The organism is Roseixanthobacter glucoisosaccharinicivorans (assembly GCF_043195095.2).
Taxonomy (GTDB): Bacteria; Pseudomonadota; Alphaproteobacteria; order Rhizobiales; family Xanthobacteraceae; genus NCEH01.
Genome location: NZ_CM195538.1, coordinates 3,180,406 through 3,194,613, shown reverse-complemented (window position 1 = coordinate 3,194,613; position 14,208 = coordinate 3,180,406). Strand labels below are relative to the sequence as shown.

Below are 14,208 nucleotides of genomic sequence, written 5' to 3'. Positions count from 1 at the left end.
ACCTGCGTCTCTTAACTGATCACCACGGCACGGTCTCGCCAAACCGGTCGATGAAGCGCAACCCGGGTTTCCCACGCTGCACGAGGAGCGTCCCGACCAGGGTCGGGACGGTTTCCTCGATGCTGAATGTCGCGTTCGGTCCGCCCAGCCCGGTGCGGATCCAACCCGGCGCCATCAGAACCGTCGCTCGCGGATCGTCGGCATGACGGGCGGCATAGCTCCGCATGAGTTGATTGAGCGCGGCCTTGCTTGCGCGATAGACCTCAAAGCCGCCCCTGGTGTTGTTGGCTATGCTGCCCTGGCCAGACGACATGACGCCGATCAGACCGTCGGCGCCCACAAGATCCTCAAGGCCTTCGACTGCGCGCATCACGCCGAGCGCATTGGTCAGCATCACCTGGACGAATTCGTCGGTCTCGGCCTTGACGGCCGGAATGCTCGCGTCTCGATCGGCGATGCCGGAATTGACGAACAGGATATCCAGGACGCGTCCGCGCAGTCGCTCGTGCACCGCGGAGATTTGCTCTGGCTCGGTGATGTCCAGCGGCTCGATCATGATTTGACCCGGATTGGCGTCGGCCAGCGCGTGTAGGTCCGTCCGGCCGCCTGTGCGGACTGTTCCGACGACGTGCCAGCCCTTCTTCACGAACTCTAGCGCCATGGCGTGACCCAGACCGCGCGACGCGCCGACAATCAAGATCGTCTTCCGTCGCTCACCGTTGAAGCTGTTCATCTGGCTATCCATTCCTTTTTGCCCGCCTGAATATGCAGCGGTCCAGAACATGCGCCAGACGCATCTGATTCAAAGTACTGTTGCGCTATACGCTATACATCGCACATGTCCACGGTATGATCGTGCCATGATCCCCATCGACCTCAATCTGCTGACGGCACTCGACATCCTGCTCACGGAGCGCAGCGTCACCTCCGCCGCCAAGCGTCTTGGTCTCAGCCCTTCCGCCATGAGCCGGACGCTGGCGCGGCTGCGGGCGACGACCGGCGATCCTCTTCTGGTGCGGGCAGGGCGCACGCTGGTGCCCACGCCGCATGCCGAGCAGTTGGCCGAGCGCGTTCATCTCCTCGCCCGCGACGCGCGTGCGGTGCTGACGCCGCCCGCGGAGGTTCTGGACCTGAGGTCTCTTGACCGAACCTTCACGATCCGCGCCAACGAAGGCTTTGTGTTGCTGTTTGCCCCAGCGATCGTTGGAGCGATCCTGCGCGAGGCGCCGCATGTCCGACTCCGTTTTGCTCCGAAGCCCGACAAGGATGCGGCGCCGTTACGGGAGGGGCTGATCGACTTGGAAATTGGCACGACCGGCGCCTCCGCGCCGGAGATGCGCAGCATTGTGATCTTGCGCGATCGCTTCATCGGCGCCGTCCGGCTGGGGCACCCCTTGCTCGACGGGGTGATGACGCCACAGCGTTACGCCGATTGCGGCCATGTCGTCGCATCGCGCCGGGGGGCTTGGACAGGTCCGGTCGATGAGGCGCTTCACGAAATCGGTGTGAAGCGCAGGGTCGTCACGGTCGTACCGGGCTTTCTTGATGCACTGACGATTGCTCGTCAGTCCGACCTCGTCGCCCTCGTGCCGCGCTCCTGCCTATGCGGTGGGCAAACGATTGCGCAAGGTCTGCAGGGGTTCGACCTTCCAGTCTCCACGCCCGAGCTGGCCATCAGCTTGATGTGGCACCCGCGTCTCGACGCGGACCAGGGGCACCGATGGCTCCGGCAACGCCTCGCCGCGATCTGCCACGCGAGGCCTTAAGCGGCGACGGCAGCAGGGGCCATCCAGATGCGACGTTAGCCTCCGCCTCTTGGGACAAGAGGCAACGTTGCTGCCTGAGCCGCTGCGTTCCTTCGATGCTGACACCGCGGCAGCCGGGGCTCAGGCCGATCAGGATAGGGGTGACGCAGCCCTTTGCGGGCCTTCCGATTTCTATCGTTCGCGCGAAGCATTGCATGAGTAAAAAGCGATCCATCGCACCCCGCATTTATACGACTGTCGTATGGATAATATGCAATCAGCGTGTCTTATGCCAATGTGCGTATAGGTCCATCTCTCAAGGCGCGAAGAGGGGCGGCATCGCCGGCTCCCGCGACTAAGGAGAACCCGCATGTCACGCCTTTCCGGCAAACGCATCTTAATCACTGGCGGCACGAGCGGCATCGGCCTGGCCACCGCCAAGCGCTTCCTCGAAGAGGGTGCCCGTCTCATCGTCACCGGAGTCAATCCGGACACACTGGCCAGAGCGCACATCGAACTCGGCTCGGACGTCACCGTGCTCAGCGCAGATTCAGCCAACGTGGAAGCGCAGCGCGACCTGGCTCGAAAGGTCGCTGCCGAATTCGGCCAGCTCGATGTCGCGTTTCTGAACGCCGGCGTATCTGTCTGGCAGCCGATCGAGGACTGGACCGAGGAGGCGTTCGATCGCTCCTTCGCGATCAACGTCAAGGGCCCGTATTTCCTCGTTCAGGCGCTGTTGCCCGTTTTCGCCAACCCGGCGTCGGTCGTGCTCAACACTTCGATCAACGCGCATGTGGGAGCTGCCCGTTCATCGGTGTACGCCGCCACGAAGGCCGCCTTCCTGAACATGACAAAGACGCTGTCGACCGAACTGCTGGAACGCGGCGTGCGCTTCAACGCCGTCAGCCCCGGCCCCGTCGAAACGCCGCTCTACGACAAGCTCGGCATCCCTGACGCCTACCGCGCGCAGGTCGACAGCGACATTCGCGCGACCATCCCTGCGGGCCGCTTCGGCACGCCCGAGGAAGTCGCCAATGCGGTCCTCTACCTCGCTTCCGACGAGTCCCGCTGGACGCTGGGCGCCGAGATCGTCGTCGACGGCGGCCGCACCCTCAATGGCTGAGCTGGAAATTCATCCTCCTCAATTCAAGAGAAGAGCAATGACCAAATTCCTGATCGGATTATTAACCGCAGCCATGATCTCCATATCAGCCCCCGCCATCGCCCACACTCCAACGCAGCCCAAGAGCGCATTGGTCCTTATCGAATTCCAGAATGACTGGATGGCGCCGGACGGCGGCATCAACGCCCAGTTCAAGGACCGCGCCCAGTTCGACGCATCCAAGGCGAACGCAAGGAAGGTGCTGGACGAGGCGCATCGCCGCGGCATGGAGGTAATCTATGTCACGATGACGCTCGATCCGAGCTTCAAGGTCCTGGGTCAAGCAAAATACGGACTGCGCGCGACGATGCCGCAGTACAAATCGTTCCTCGGAAAGCAGGCGGAAATATTCCCGGGCTTCGAGCCGCGCGAGGGCGAATATGTTATCCGCGAGCGCACCGGCAGCAGCGCCTTTGGCGGCACCACGCTGGACAGCTATTTGCGCAACAACCATATCGAGGACATCTACCTGATGGGCTATGCGCTGCACCTGTGCGTGGAGTCGACCCTGCGCCAGGCCCATGACCTCGGCTACAACGCCAGCGTTATCTACGACGCCTCGGCCGCCTTCACCCGCGAGCAGCAAACCTCATTCGTCAATGACATCGCGCCCTTCTACGGCCGCCCCCTGACGACCGCCGCCTTCCTCAAGGGCGATCTCTGACACGCCGCATCCCGCGCGCCCCGAAGTTCGGGCGCTCCTGCCCTCAATGGAGGTCCTGGTGTGACCATGTCCAAACTCACCCTCGTCAGTCATGCGCTTTGTCCCTTTGTGCAGCGCGCAGCAATCGTGCTCGGCGAAAAGGACGTGCCATTCGAGCGGATCAACATCGATCTGGCTGATAAGCCGGATTGGTTTCTAGCGCTCAGTCCCATGGGCAAGGTGCCGGTGCTCAAGGTCGCCCGCGATGACGGCCGCATGGCGGTCCTCTTCGAGAGCATGGTCATTTGTGAGTATCTGGAGGAGAGCCAATCAGGGCCGCGGCTTCACCCCCTCGATCCCCTTGATCGCGCGCGCCACCGCTCTTGGATCGAATTCATCTCCTCGATGCTGAGCGAGGCATGGGGATTTTTAAACGCCAAGGACGATGACACAGCTTCTTCGAAGGGCTCGGCATTGCGAGATAGACTCGAGCGCCTTGAGGGCGAGCTGGGTGACGGCCCCTTCTTTGAGGGGACGAATTTCAGCATGGTCGATGCGGTCACCGCGCCAGTCTTCCGGTATTTCGATGTGCTCGATCAAAGTGTCGGTGAAGCATTTTTCGCCGGACTGCCACGCATGTCGGCGTGGCGCTCTGCCCTCGCAGTTCGGCCCAGCGTCATCGCCGCCGTCGGCTCCGACTACGGCGAGCGCTTCCAAGCCCATCTCGCCAGGCAAGGGGCACTCCTCGCCGCCTGATCGAGAGCGTCGGAGGCGTGGAGCCACAGCAGCAGACGCAGGAAGTCACTCACGGGACGTCGGTCAGCTCGACGTCCCACAGTTAATTGCATCGATGTCGTCGCCAAGGCAGATATCCCGCAAGACCTCAGAAGAGAGCTTTAAGCTCCTCGGACGACATCAATTTCTGCTACTGCTACGCAGCGCGCGACCAGCTCAAAGCGTCCGACGGGCGGCGTGCTTCGTGGCAAGGTCGATGAATGTTCGTAGTTTAGGCTGGGTTTGCGCTCGCGCAGGAAAGTACAAAAACAGCCCCGAGTCCGCGGGGACGAAATCTCTGAGAATTGAGACTAGCCTGCCCGACGCGATGTCTTCTCGAGCTTCGGCGTCCGCAACATAAGCGAGCCCCAAACCCCTGCGGGTCAGCGAAATGAGAGCCAAACGATCGTTGACGATCACCCGCCCTTTCATATCTACCGTGTATTCCCGCTTGCCACGTATGAATTCCCACCTGTTAAAATTCCCCGAAGTCACGAAACGATAAAGGATTGCCTCGTGTTCCGTAAGATCTTCCGGATACTTCGGAGGTGCATGCCTGGTGAAATAATCCGGGCTCCCTCGGCGCGCTTGCCGACGACAAGCCAATCAAGCTGACCGTCGAGATACCCGCTGCCGTGCATCGTGACCTGGTGGCCTATGCGGAAGTCCATGGCCGCCAGACGGGCTCTCCCGCGCAGGACCCGTCCAAGCTCATAGCGCCGATGATCGAACGCTTCATCGCGACCGATCGAGGCTTCGCAAAGGCCAAACGCGACCTCAGGGGTAGCAGCTAAGCCGATCCAATCGCGATCTGTTCAGGAGCCAGATCGGATAGGCTTCACGGCTGACACTCGGCGCCGCTGCACCTGAGCTGCAAGGTCGAGCAGCCGCTTTAGGGCGGGATTCCGGTTGCTCTCGGACCAAACGACACTGGATCGGATCACTTCGCCGCCGCCGCCAACAGGTCGGAACGCTGCGCCCGGGTACGTAACCCCAAGCGTCGAATGGGTCGTGAGCGTGATCCCGAAGCCTTTCGCCACGAGGTTGAGAAGGTTCTCCCGGCCGACACGCTGCACCAGAATGCGCGGCCTGAAGCCCGGCGTCGACAGCTCGCGGACAAGGTGATCCTCGATATCCGGGCCGGCTCCGCCGGCAGTCACGAGGAACTTCTCGTGCCGGATGTCGTGCCAGCTCACCTCCGACAGGGAGGCGAGATGATGCCGCTCCGGGAGCACCGCGTAGATCCGTTCCTCCCAAAGGCACTTGGCTTCGCATCCGGGAAGCCGCGGATCGCCAGGTATGAACGCGGCATCGAGCTTGCCATTGAGGATGCCGGCGGCGCTGTCGCGCGAGGTCGCTTCCTCGAACTTGACCTCGATGTTCGGATATCTGGCGTGATAGCTGGCGAGCAATTCAGCAAGAAAGCCATCCGCGAGCGAGGCCATCAGGCCGATCCTGACCTCACCAGCCTCGCCACGCCGCGTCAGCACCATGTGGTTGACGGCGTCCTGGAGGTGCATCGCACCCACCGAGGCGTCGCGGAGGAACCGTTCGCCTACCAGGGTTGGACGCGAACCCGCGCTCCCTCGCTCAAACAACGAGATTCCCAGTCTCCTCTCAAGGATGTGGATGCGGCGACTGAGCGTCGACTGCGAGACATCGAGCGCCTCCGCAGCCTTCCGGAAGCTGCCATATTCGGCAACCAGCCAGGCGTACTTCAGGTATCGGAGATCAAATGCGGTCTCGGACACGAAGCAAGCACCCGAATTTCTCGGTACAGTCGTCCGATGGCTTTGCAGCCACTCCACCACAGCTCGGTCCCACCATCTTTGTGAGCGCGCCCCCATTCCCTTCAAACAGCAATCCCGCCACCGGCCCCACGACTCTCTCACGGCGCGCCGGCCTTAGCGGGTCAGGCCTTTGGCCCGAATGTTTGTCCGCGAGTGGCGGCGGCCCCAGCCGTTGGAAGCCGCAACCGCCCCGCGTTCCTTCTGACTATTCCACGATCGTCTAGGCTTCGGCGCGCTGCGGTCCACCGACGGTCGAACCGGCCGCTTCCACGCTTTGAGTCTCGAGGCGAGCGGCAGCGATCTTCCGATCAGCGAGCTCGGAAACGATGAGCGCGGCGAAGGTCAGAGCAGCGGCGACGTACCCAAGATTTTCGCCACCCACGATCTCGATGGCGGTCGCACCGATAACGCCGGCCACCGTAGTGCCCAGGAATACAAAGGAGCTGTATAGACCAAGTAGGATCGGGGCGATGTGCGGAGCGATGTGAACAAGGCGGTGCTGCTGAGGGATTGTGCTTCCCCAGCCGCAAGCCCCCCATAGCACGACGGCCGGAATTGCCGTCCAAAGGCTGGCGCCGGTCCAACGCAGCAGCAGGAAGTTGGCGGTCACCAATACCATCATCGCGATGAGCACCCTGCGCGAACCTAGGCTGTCGCTCAGCCGGCCTGCCACAAGGTTCGAGACCGTCCCAGCGAGTCCCCAGGCGACGAGTAGCCCCGCAAGAACCGAGGCATTGCCTGCAATCGCGCGACCAAACGCGACGGCGAAGTAGGTGTAGATGGTGAATGCCGCACTGAAGAACAGCAAAGTCGTGGCGAGCGAAAGACCGATTCGCGCGTCCGCGAGCGGTGCGAGCCGCTTCGCGAGCGAAATCGGCGGCAGCATAGGAATATGCGACAAGAAGATCGCCACGCCCACGAACGAGACGCCGGCAAGCGCGGACACTAACACCATGGTCCAATGCCAGTCAGCCAAGCCGCCGATCAACGTTCCGATCGGCGCGCCAAGCGCCGTGGACACGGTCATTCCCGTAGCGACGAGCGCGAGCGCGAAACCTCTGCGCTCGGGGGCGACGATTGAGGCGGCCGAACCCGTCGCGGTAGGCGCGAACATCGCCGCTCCAAGGCCGGCTAGAGCGCGTGTCGCTAAAGCGACCTCAAAAGTGGGAGCGAGCGCTGTCCCCAGATTCGCGATCACGAAGATCGCGAGGCTTATCAGCAGCAACTGCTTGCGCGGCACATGTGCAGCGATGGCCGCGATGATCGGCGCGAGCACAGCGATCGTTACGGCATAGACAGTCGTCATCTGCCCCGCAGCGCCGATGCTGACGCCGAACGCTCGGGCGATTTCAGGGAGCACGCCCGCCATCACGAAACTGTCGGTTCCGAGCGCGAACATCCCGAGGGCTAGTACAAGGAGTCGTCGATCCATTTGAAAGGTCTTCCGTCGAGGTTGCCATTTTCTGATTGAATGTCGGCAGGCAGGACTGAGCGCCCCGCCTGTCGGCTCGAAGCCGGAAAGGTCAGCTCAGGGCTGCACGATGCTTCTCAACGAACTCGGCGACCGTCATCGGACGGCGGCCGGTGAGCCTCTCGACGACGTCGTTCGTGCCGGCGAAGACGCCATTCTGGTGATCGATCGCCACCTCGTGGAGATGCTGGGCGAGGAATGGGATCTCGTGTCCCGTCACCTCGCGCGCCCATTGCTCCGAGGAGATCTGCTCGTAGCGGACCTCGCGCCCCAGGACGCGACCGACCTCCAAAGCAATCTCCGGGGCCGTCAATTCCACCGGGCCAAACAGTGGGTAGACCTTTCCCTCGTGGCCCCGGGGGTCAGAGAGGATCGCGGAAATGACGGCGCCCTGATCCTCCGCGGCGATCGGCGCATGGCGGCCCGTGGTGCCAAAAGGCACCGACATCCGGCCCTCGCGGATCATGTTCCGCATATACAGCAGCCAGTCCGCGAAATAGGTCGGCCGAAGGTGGGTTACCGGTGTCGCGGCCCAATCGAACACGCGCTCCGCCAACCAATGCTGGAGCGCAGAATCGCTTTTCGAATCCTCGCGCGATGATTTCTGAGACATATTGACGATGAATTCCGCCTTCGCCTCGCGCGCCGCCTGCGCGAAATGGGCCGTGGCCTGAACGATGCCCGGCCGGATCGGAAAGACGAAATAGGCGCGGCTCACACCCTCAAAGGCGCGCCTCACGGCACGAAAGTCGAGCAGATCGCCGAGGACGATCTCAGCGCCGCGTCAGCGAGCGCCTGAGACCGCGCGTCGTCCCGATGGACGAGAGCACGAACTGAGAAGCCTTTGTTCAGAAGGAGCTGGGTGGCGACCTTGCCGGTCGCCCCAGTGGCCCCGGCGATCAAGATGGGGTTGTTCATGGTCGACGGGGCCTCCAGCGCTTACTTGCCCTGGATGAGCATGCCGAGCGGCGCGAGCGGGCCGACCGGGATGAACTCGTAGGCGGCGAAGCCGGCGCCGACGATCGGCATGGCGTCGATCTTGGCCTTCGCTTCCTCGATCGAAGCGACGTTCATCAGGAAGACGGGACCGGGCTTGTCCTGGCGGAACCAGAACTGCTCGATCGAGCCGTCGAGATACATCTGCAGGGTGTGCGGAACTTCCTTCGGCATAATTTCCGCGCGCTGTTCGTCGGAAACGGGCTTGATGATCGCGCCAATAGCCAGAACTTTCATGGTGTTCTCCTCTTCGAAATCGGGGGTGGACGAGGGAAACCCTAACCAACGCCCCCGTTGTGCGCCATTGTCGTAAACGTCAACTTTGGGGTCATTCACGTCATTGACTTGGCGCGTTCGCGCTGAGAATGTCTAGCGACTCGGGCACTCCACCGTTCATCGCGGGAGATCCCGAATGCTGGCGTCCACCAATGGAAATTCAGAACGCGGAAGGAGAAGTGCGTGTCGATCGAAATCTATGACGCTACAATACCTGTGTTCGTGAACATGATGCGAAATCTAACCGCATTGCTCGACAAGGCCGAGTCTTGGTCAAGCGAGTCCGGCCTTTCGCCCGAAAGCCTCGCCGACACCCGGTTGGCCACGGATATGTTCCCACTGACCCGTCAAATCTATATCGTTAGCGACACAGCCAAAGGCGCCGCAGCCCGGCTCGCGGGCATGGAGGTTCCAAGCTTTCCGGATACGGAAGTGACGTTCCCCGAGTTGAAGCAGAGGCTCGCGAAAACAATCGCATTCGTGAACTCGGTGACGCCGGAACAGGTTAACGGCAATGAGGGCCGCATCATCGAACTGAGGTTCGCGCGCCGCCCTATGACCTTCACTGCCACGGACTATGTATTCCAATTCGCTCTGCCGAACTTCATGTTCCACGTCGTGACGGCCTATGGCCTAATGCGTAGCCGGGGCGTGCCGCTCGGCAAGATGGATTATCTTGCCGGCTCTAACGCGCTGTACCCCCAGGTTGCCCCCGGTTCATCCCCGGCAGCCAGCGGAGCGGATTGAGCGGCCCGACAGGGATCAGCTCGAACGTCATGAGATGGGCTTGGCCGAGCGGAAGCTTGTCGAGCATTTCCCGCGCGGCAGCCTCGTCTGTGACGTTCAAGACGAAGATCACGCCCAGTCGCCCTTGCGGCGAATACCATTGGTCGATCTTACCGGCCAAGTAGAGCTCGACCGTCTGTCGAACTTCCTCCGGCAAGATCGCGAGAACTCTTTCTCTTTCCACGCCAGCGGGAACACTCCCGATGGCAAGGATCTTCGTGGTCGGCACGGACGGAATCGCGGTCTGTGCGCGGCTCGTTCCGGGATGTACGGCGCACAGCATCAGTGCAAAAGCGCCCGCGATGAAGCTGTTCTTCATTCTGCTTTCTCCTATCAATCAGCGGGTCGCACGGGAGATCTCGAAATCATTCAGGTCCGCTGAAATCAGCAGTCGGTCCTTTGCCGCGACACCATCAGCCCCGCGCGCATAGATGCGGCGCCTGGTCGGGAAGACGAACCCGTCAAAGACCTGATGATCGTCCAGATAGTGTGCGGCACCGAGGTTCTGTCGAACGTCGACTGTGTAGTCCTGACGCCGCATGAGGCCGGTTTCATCGAAGTAGTGAACCTGCTCGGTGGAATGCGAGGGGTACGAGGAAGGGTAGCTGACCTTCAGGGCGCGCCAGGTTTCGGCGCCTTCGTGCCAAGGATCGATTTCCTCGCACACCACTCCGTTCTCCAAGAACGAATACGGCAGTGTGAAGTACATCCACATCGAATAGCCCAGGAAATAGAGCACCTGGGGCGCGGTCCATGGCGTTCCGAGCGGGATGGTTTTCAGCACATCGCGAGGATTCCCGAGCGCTTCGATCTCCACCCCGGCGGCCGAGTGGATCACGGTTCGATGGGGCTGGTAACTGCCGATCTGGCCTACGGCGGCGAATGGTTCAAAGCGCGCTTGTTGGTCGCGCGTATTGACCGTCACGCGCATGGGCAGCGCAGCGACCGCGTCGCCGATCGGGCCCCTCTGCTTGAATCCGAGACCCGAGACATCGAGAGCGGCGGACACCTCGCGAACCGAGGTCCATTCTTCGAGGCCGCCATGCGCCGCGATCGCGGCCTTCACGAGGTCATGCATCTATCGATCCTCTTTCATCATCAAACAGAGGGGATGGTCGGCCTGCCGTGCCGAGGTGGCTTATTGGAAGGCGGCCCGATGCTGTTCGACGAACTCCGCGACGGTCTGCGGACGCCGGCCCGTGATCGTCTCGACCACATCGTTGGTGCCCGCCATCTGTCCGAGCGCGTGCATCTCCGCGATCGCGGTGACATGCTGGACGCCGAACGCCATGTCGCTGTTGAAGACTTCCTTGACCCATTCCGCGCCGGTGATCTGCTCGTAGCGCACCGGCTTGCCGAGGGTCTTGCTCACGATGTCTGCCACCTCGGGCGGCGTCAGTTCGACCGGTCCCAGCAGCAAGTGAGTCTTGCCGACGTGCGGTTCCGGATCGGCGAGAACCTCCGCGATGACGCGCCCCTGATCCTCAGTCGAGATCGGCGCGAACTTGCCCTCCGTACCGAAAGGAACCCGATAGTGGCCTTCGCGAATGCCCTTCTGCATGAACAAGAGCCACTCGTTGAAGATCACCGGCCGCAGATGCGTCACCGGCGTCCCCGCCCAGTCGAGAACCCGCTCCGCCAGCCAGTGCTGAAGCGCTGAATCACTCAACGCGTCCTCGCGAGCCGTTCTCTGTGAGAGATTGACAATGAATTCCGCCTTCGCCTCGACGGCCGCTTGCGCGAATGTCGCCGTGGCTTGCACCAAGTCCGGCAGGATCGGATAGACGAAGTACGCGCGCTTCATTCCATCGAATGCTCGGCGGACTGCGCGGAGGTCGAGTAGATCGCCGACGAAGATTTCTGCGCCGAGGTCTTTCAGCCTTGCAGAGCGCTCATCATCTTTGTGCACCAGAGCGCGGACGGGGAAGCCCTTTTCGAGCAGGAGCTGGGTGGCGACGCGTCCGGTGTGTCCGGTAGCGCCAGCGATAAGGATTGGTGGACGGGTCATTTGTACTGGGCCTCCAGCCGCAAGTTTTTGTTCGACTGCAAGGACCCTAGCCAGAGCCTCGAAATGTAGCTATTGTCGCAAACGCCAACTTTGAGGTCATTTACGACATGCGTATTGCGGTGCTCGCTTTGGAAGGGGTTTTCGACTCAGGTTTCGCGGTCACCTTGGACGCGTTTTCGACCGCCAACGGGCTTGGCGCAGCGTTGATGTCAGGGGCGCCGCGTTTCGACGTCACCGTCGTTGGCGTCCGCCGCAAGGTCCATTCCATGCAAGGCCTGACCATACCCGTGAAGGCGATCACCGCCGATCTGAAGCCCGACTGGGTGATCGTGCCCGCGCTCAAGGTGACGACACCCGCCACATTGGCGCCCGCGCTCGAGCGGCCGGATGTGCGCCAGGCAAAAGCCCAACTCGTGCAATGGCATTCCGAGGGGGCGAAGATTGGCGCCTCCTGCATCGGCACGTTCCTCGTCGCGGACGCCGGCCTTCTCGACGGGAAGGAGGCGACGACGACCTGGTCGCTCGCACCGTTCTTTCGGCAACGCTACCCGAAGGTTTCGCTCGACGAGACCCGTATGCTGGTGCCGTCGGACATTGGTGTGACCGCTGGCGCCGCAATGGGTCATCTCGATCTGGCTCTATGGCTCATCCGGCAGGCCAGCCCGGAATTGGCGGCGCTCGTCTCGCGTTACCTCTTGGCGGACATCCGGTCATCCCAAGCCTACTACATAATTCCGAACCATCTCGCCCAGGCAGACCCCCTCATTCTCAAGTTCGAACGCTGGGCTCGCGAACACCTGCAGGAGGGTTTTTCGTTGCAGGAGGCCGCAAAGGCGCTGGGGGCGAGCGCGCGCTCGCTGCAGCGGCGATGCCAGGCCGTCCTTGGCAAGTCGCCGCTCGCCTATTTCCAGGACCTGCGGGTCGAGCGCGCGCAGGCTCTCCTTCACGGCAGCGGCCTAGATGTCGATGCGATCGCCGCCGAGGTCGGATACGTGGACGGGGCGACGCTTCGAACCCTGCTGCGCGAGCGTCTGGGACGAGGCGTGCGGGATCTTCGCGCGGACCTGAGGTGAAGCAAGCACATTACGGATGCGGTGTAGATGGCGCGAATGACATTATAATTGGCATTTGCGACGATATCGGAGTTGTCTTCATGGCGCTAGCTTCGACGCACGTTCCCGTCGGGCAGCACGATGAATATGTTCACGCCGCATCAGATCGCAGCATTCGAGGCGACCCAGCCTGATCTCTACAGCCTTCAGGAAGCCGTCGCGCTCGGGATGGCTCTCGGCCAGCGGAAATCGCTCGCCCTCGTTACGGCTCTTCGTGCATTCGCGGTCGCGGAGCCGGACGAGCCGATCACCTTTCGCTTCAGCGGGACGGACGGCGGCCTTTTGGTCGCATCGGACGGGCGAACCACGCCCGTCTTCGACCCGGTCGGACGCTCGATTACCCTGGAGCAAGTTCGCACCGAACAGCCGCTCCTCATGGCTGAACTCTCTGCCGCCTGGAGCCAGATGCTGGGCGCTGCGAAGGCGGTCCTGCGACCATTGTTCGAGCCTGCCCGCATTCCGAACCGCAAGGAATTCGAGGCCATCGCCCACTGGATGCCGCTTACCATCGTGGTCAGTTACCGACTGGCGACGCGCCTGATTGATGTCGTGCAGACGCTGCGCGACGGCGCTTTGCGGGTGGTGCCGACAGCAAAGCGTGGCGGCTGTGAGGCGCTGACGAACTACTACAGCCTCCTTTCGACATGCGCGCACCTCCTGTTATTGGCGAGCCCGCCGGACGGGCGTCCATGGTTTGCGGACATGGCCAAGACCGTTGCGTGGGTGAAGGACTCCGACCGTGTCGCTCTCGCGCGAGCGCACGCTCTGGCTGTCAGCCGCCTCGGTGCGGTCCGCCGCAGCGTTTGGGCCGGAGGTGGTCGGCCTTTACGAGGGTGCGCTGACGCGGGCCCGCCATCCGGTGAGCACCTGCGATGCGTTGATCGGACTCGTCTCGATCGCCTGCAGCCATGAATCCGTCTTCGACGAGGTCGCTCGGAGGATCGACGCGGCCCATGGTGCGGCGCTCGACTGCGCTGATCCATTCCTGCCGTTCACGGTCAGAGCTTACCGCTCCGCGACCGAAGCTCTGCACCTGAAGGCGGAGGGGCTGGCCATGCCGCCAGCGCTGGAGCGCGCGACCGGCTGGAAGGCCGGAGCGTCGGAGGACGGACTCGCAACGCCCGAAGCGTTCCGGGTCGACCCGCTGGATCCCGTCGACTCTGGCGAGATGATCGGGATTCTCGCCATTCCGACGATCCTCCAGACGCCTCGGGCCAATCATTATCCGACACGCGCACGCAACAGCGGCAAGCTCTTCCCGGAAGGACGCGAACTCGCCCACATCCTCCACGGCGCGTGGGCGCCGCGACGACAAGCCCTGCATTGACGACGGCCTTAGCTCGGCAGGGCGCTACCGCGCCTCGCCAAACCGAACCGCGCCTCGCCAAACCGACCCGACATTACGCTGATGCCGGCCGCCGCCTTGAATCCCCAAAAAGGAGATA

The 14,208-nt window shown here is 62.4% G+C and carries 18 protein-coding genes and 1 pseudogene; 9 read left to right on the top strand and 10 right to left on the bottom strand.

Features of this window, described 5'->3' with window-relative positions; translation table 11 throughout:
- Nucleotides 1-19 precede the first annotated feature (19 nt).
- Nucleotides 20-733 carry an SDR family NAD(P)-dependent oxidoreductase gene (locus tag V5F78_RS14880; protein WP_394071287.1) on the bottom strand — a complete coding sequence of 238 codons (714 nt, stop codon included), beginning with the start codon at nt 731-733 and terminating at the stop codon, nt 20-22.
- A 127-nt stretch (nt 734-860) separates the two neighbouring features.
- Here V5F78_RS14880 and V5F78_RS14875 point away from each other — a divergent pair, with 127 nt between their 5' ends.
- From V5F78_RS14875 to V5F78_RS14860, 4 genes are all read left to right on the top strand, one after another.
- Nucleotides 861-1,766 (top strand): LysR family transcriptional regulator, encoded by a 906-nt coding sequence (locus tag V5F78_RS14875; RefSeq protein ID WP_394071288.1) that lies wholly within the window; start codon nt 861-863, stop codon nt 1,764-1,766.
- Nucleotides 1,767-2,115: 349 nt separating this feature from the next.
- A complete protein-coding gene (locus V5F78_RS14870; RefSeq protein WP_394071289.1) occupies nt 2,116-2,868 on the top strand; it encodes an SDR family oxidoreductase in 753 nt (250 codons plus the stop codon).
- Between the two features lie 37 nt (nt 2,869-2,905).
- On the top strand, nt 2,906-3,571 hold the full coding sequence (locus tag V5F78_RS14865; RefSeq protein WP_394071290.1) for a cysteine hydrolase family protein: 666 nt from the start codon (nt 2,906-2,908) through the stop codon (nt 3,569-3,571).
- A 66-nt stretch (nt 3,572-3,637) separates the two neighbouring features.
- Nucleotides 3,638-4,306, top strand: a complete 669-nt coding sequence (locus tag V5F78_RS14860; protein WP_394071291.1) for a glutathione S-transferase family protein — start codon at nt 3,638-3,640, stop codon at nt 4,304-4,306.
- A gap of 195 nt (nt 4,307-4,501) precedes the next feature.
- Here V5F78_RS14860 and V5F78_RS14855 read toward each other — a convergent pair whose 3' ends face one another.
- Nucleotides 4,502-4,930, bottom strand: coding sequence for a LysR substrate-binding domain-containing protein (locus V5F78_RS14855; protein WP_394071292.1), 429 nt, complete (start codon nt 4,928-4,930; stop codon nt 4,502-4,504).
- Between V5F78_RS14855 and V5F78_RS14850 the strand changes: the two are divergent.
- Nucleotides 4,903-5,118, top strand: a pseudogene (locus tag V5F78_RS14850) (DUF2274 domain-containing protein); the annotation flags it as partial. The gene V5F78_RS14855 and the pseudogene V5F78_RS14850 sit on opposite strands and share 28 nt — an antisense overlap.
- Before the next feature lie 21 nt (nt 5,119-5,139).
- On the opposite strand, the gene V5F78_RS14845 reads toward V5F78_RS14850, so the two are convergent.
- From V5F78_RS14845 to V5F78_RS14825, 5 genes are all read right to left on the bottom strand, one after another.
- Nucleotides 5,140-6,075, bottom strand: coding sequence for a LysR family transcriptional regulator (locus tag V5F78_RS14845; protein ID WP_394071293.1), 936 nt, complete (start codon nt 6,073-6,075; stop codon nt 5,140-5,142).
- A 259-nt stretch (nt 6,076-6,334) separates the two neighbouring features.
- Nucleotides 6,335-7,546 (bottom strand): MFS transporter, encoded by a 1,212-nt coding sequence (locus V5F78_RS14840; protein WP_394071294.1) that lies wholly within the window; start codon nt 7,544-7,546, stop codon nt 6,335-6,337.
- Nucleotides 7,547-7,637: 91 nt separating this feature from the next.
- On the bottom strand, nt 7,638-8,324 hold the full coding sequence (locus tag V5F78_RS14835; RefSeq protein WP_394071295.1) for an NmrA family NAD(P)-binding protein: 687 nt from the start codon (nt 8,322-8,324) through the stop codon (nt 7,638-7,640).
- The gene (locus V5F78_RS14830) at nt 8,321-8,503 is read right to left on the bottom strand and encodes an NmrA family NAD(P)-binding protein (protein WP_394071296.1); all 183 of its coding nucleotides are present in this window, start codon (nt 8,501-8,503) and stop codon (nt 8,321-8,323) included. The genes V5F78_RS14835 and V5F78_RS14830 overlap by 4 nt, the downstream gene beginning before the upstream one ends.
- Before the next feature lie 21 nt (nt 8,504-8,524).
- Entirely contained in the window at nt 8,525-8,818 is a 294-nt protein-coding gene (locus V5F78_RS14825; RefSeq protein ID WP_394071297.1) for a hypothetical protein, read from the bottom strand.
- Nucleotides 8,819-9,040: 222 nt separating this feature from the next.
- Here V5F78_RS14825 and V5F78_RS14820 point away from each other — a divergent pair, with 222 nt between their 5' ends.
- Entirely contained in the window at nt 9,041-9,604 is a 564-nt protein-coding gene (locus tag V5F78_RS14820; protein ID WP_394071298.1) for a DUF1993 domain-containing protein, read from the top strand.
- On the opposite strand, the gene V5F78_RS14815 is transcribed toward V5F78_RS14820, so the two are convergent.
- The 3 genes from V5F78_RS14815 to V5F78_RS14805 are packed head-to-tail and all read right to left on the bottom strand — an operon-like array spanning nt 9,543 to nt 11,651.
- Nucleotides 9,543-9,962, bottom strand: coding sequence for a hypothetical protein (locus V5F78_RS14815; RefSeq protein ID WP_394071299.1), 420 nt, complete (start codon nt 9,960-9,962; stop codon nt 9,543-9,545). The genes V5F78_RS14820 and V5F78_RS14815 overlap by 62 nt on opposite strands.
- Nucleotides 9,963-9,980: 18 nt before the next feature.
- Nucleotides 9,981-10,721, bottom strand: coding sequence for a hypothetical protein (locus tag V5F78_RS14810; protein WP_394071300.1), 741 nt, complete (start codon nt 10,719-10,721; stop codon nt 9,981-9,983).
- A gap of 60 nt (nt 10,722-10,781) precedes the next feature.
- On the bottom strand, nt 10,782-11,651 hold the full coding sequence (locus V5F78_RS14805; protein WP_394071301.1) for an NmrA family NAD(P)-binding protein: 870 nt from the start codon (nt 11,649-11,651) through the stop codon (nt 10,782-10,784).
- A 107-nt stretch (nt 11,652-11,758) separates the two neighbouring features.
- Here V5F78_RS14805 and V5F78_RS14800 point away from each other — a divergent pair, with 107 nt between their 5' ends.
- The 3 genes from V5F78_RS14800 to V5F78_RS14790 all read left to right on the top strand — a co-directional run bounded on the left by V5F78_RS14800 (nt 11,759) and on the right by V5F78_RS14790 (nt 14,090).
- A complete protein-coding gene (locus V5F78_RS14800; protein ID WP_394071302.1) occupies nt 11,759-12,724 on the top strand; it encodes a GlxA family transcriptional regulator in 966 nt (321 codons plus the stop codon).
- 120 nt (nt 12,725-12,844) lie between these two features.
- Nucleotides 12,845-13,675 carry a hypothetical protein gene (locus V5F78_RS14795; protein WP_394071303.1) on the top strand — a complete coding sequence of 277 codons (831 nt, stop codon included), beginning with the start codon at nt 12,845-12,847 and terminating at the stop codon, nt 13,673-13,675.
- Complete coding sequence (locus tag V5F78_RS14790) at nt 13,641-14,090, top strand: hypothetical protein (protein WP_394071304.1); 450 nt, start codon at nt 13,641-13,643, stop codon at nt 14,088-14,090. The genes V5F78_RS14795 and V5F78_RS14790 overlap by 35 nt, the downstream gene beginning before the upstream one ends.
- The last annotated feature ends 118 nt before the right edge of the window (nt 14,091-14,208 follow it).

Coding starts and splice junctions, on each gene's coding strand:
- V5F78_RS14805 (WP_394071301.1), bottom strand. CDS start 11,651: ATGACCCGTCCACCAATCCTTATCGCTGGCGCTACCGGACACACCGGA.
- V5F78_RS14830 (WP_394071296.1), bottom strand. CDS start 8,503: ATGAACAACCCCATCTTGATCGCCGGGGCCACTGGGGCGACCGGCAAG.
- V5F78_RS14815 (WP_394071299.1), bottom strand. CDS start 9,962: ATGAAGAACAGCTTCATCGCGGGCGCTTTTGCACTGATGCTGTGCGCC.
- V5F78_RS14880 (WP_394071287.1), bottom strand. CDS start 733: ATGAACAGCTTCAACGGTGAGCGACGGAAGACGATCTTGATTGTCGGC.
- V5F78_RS14860 (WP_394071291.1), top strand. CDS start 3,638: ATGTCCAAACTCACCCTCGTCAGTCATGCGCTTTGTCCCTTTGTGCAG.
- V5F78_RS14825 (WP_394071297.1), bottom strand. CDS start 8,818: ATGAAAGTTCTGGCTATTGGCGCGATCATCAAGCCCGTTTCCGACGAA.
- V5F78_RS14865 (WP_394071290.1), top strand. CDS start 2,906: ATGACCAAATTCCTGATCGGATTATTAACCGCAGCCATGATCTCCATA.
- V5F78_RS14870 (WP_394071289.1), top strand. CDS start 2,116: ATGTCACGCCTTTCCGGCAAACGCATCTTAATCACTGGCGGCACGAGC.
- V5F78_RS14810 (WP_394071300.1), bottom strand. CDS start 10,721: ATGCATGACCTCGTGAAGGCCGCGATCGCGGCGCATGGCGGCCTCGAA.
- V5F78_RS14840 (WP_394071294.1), bottom strand. CDS start 7,546: ATGGATCGACGACTCCTTGTACTAGCCCTCGGGATGTTCGCGCTCGGA.
- V5F78_RS14800 (WP_394071302.1), top strand. CDS start 11,759: ATGCGTATTGCGGTGCTCGCTTTGGAAGGGGTTTTCGACTCAGGTTTC.
- V5F78_RS14795 (WP_394071303.1), top strand. CDS start 12,845: ATGAATATGTTCACGCCGCATCAGATCGCAGCATTCGAGGCGACCCAG.
- V5F78_RS14875 (WP_394071288.1), top strand. CDS start 861: ATGATCCCCATCGACCTCAATCTGCTGACGGCACTCGACATCCTGCTC.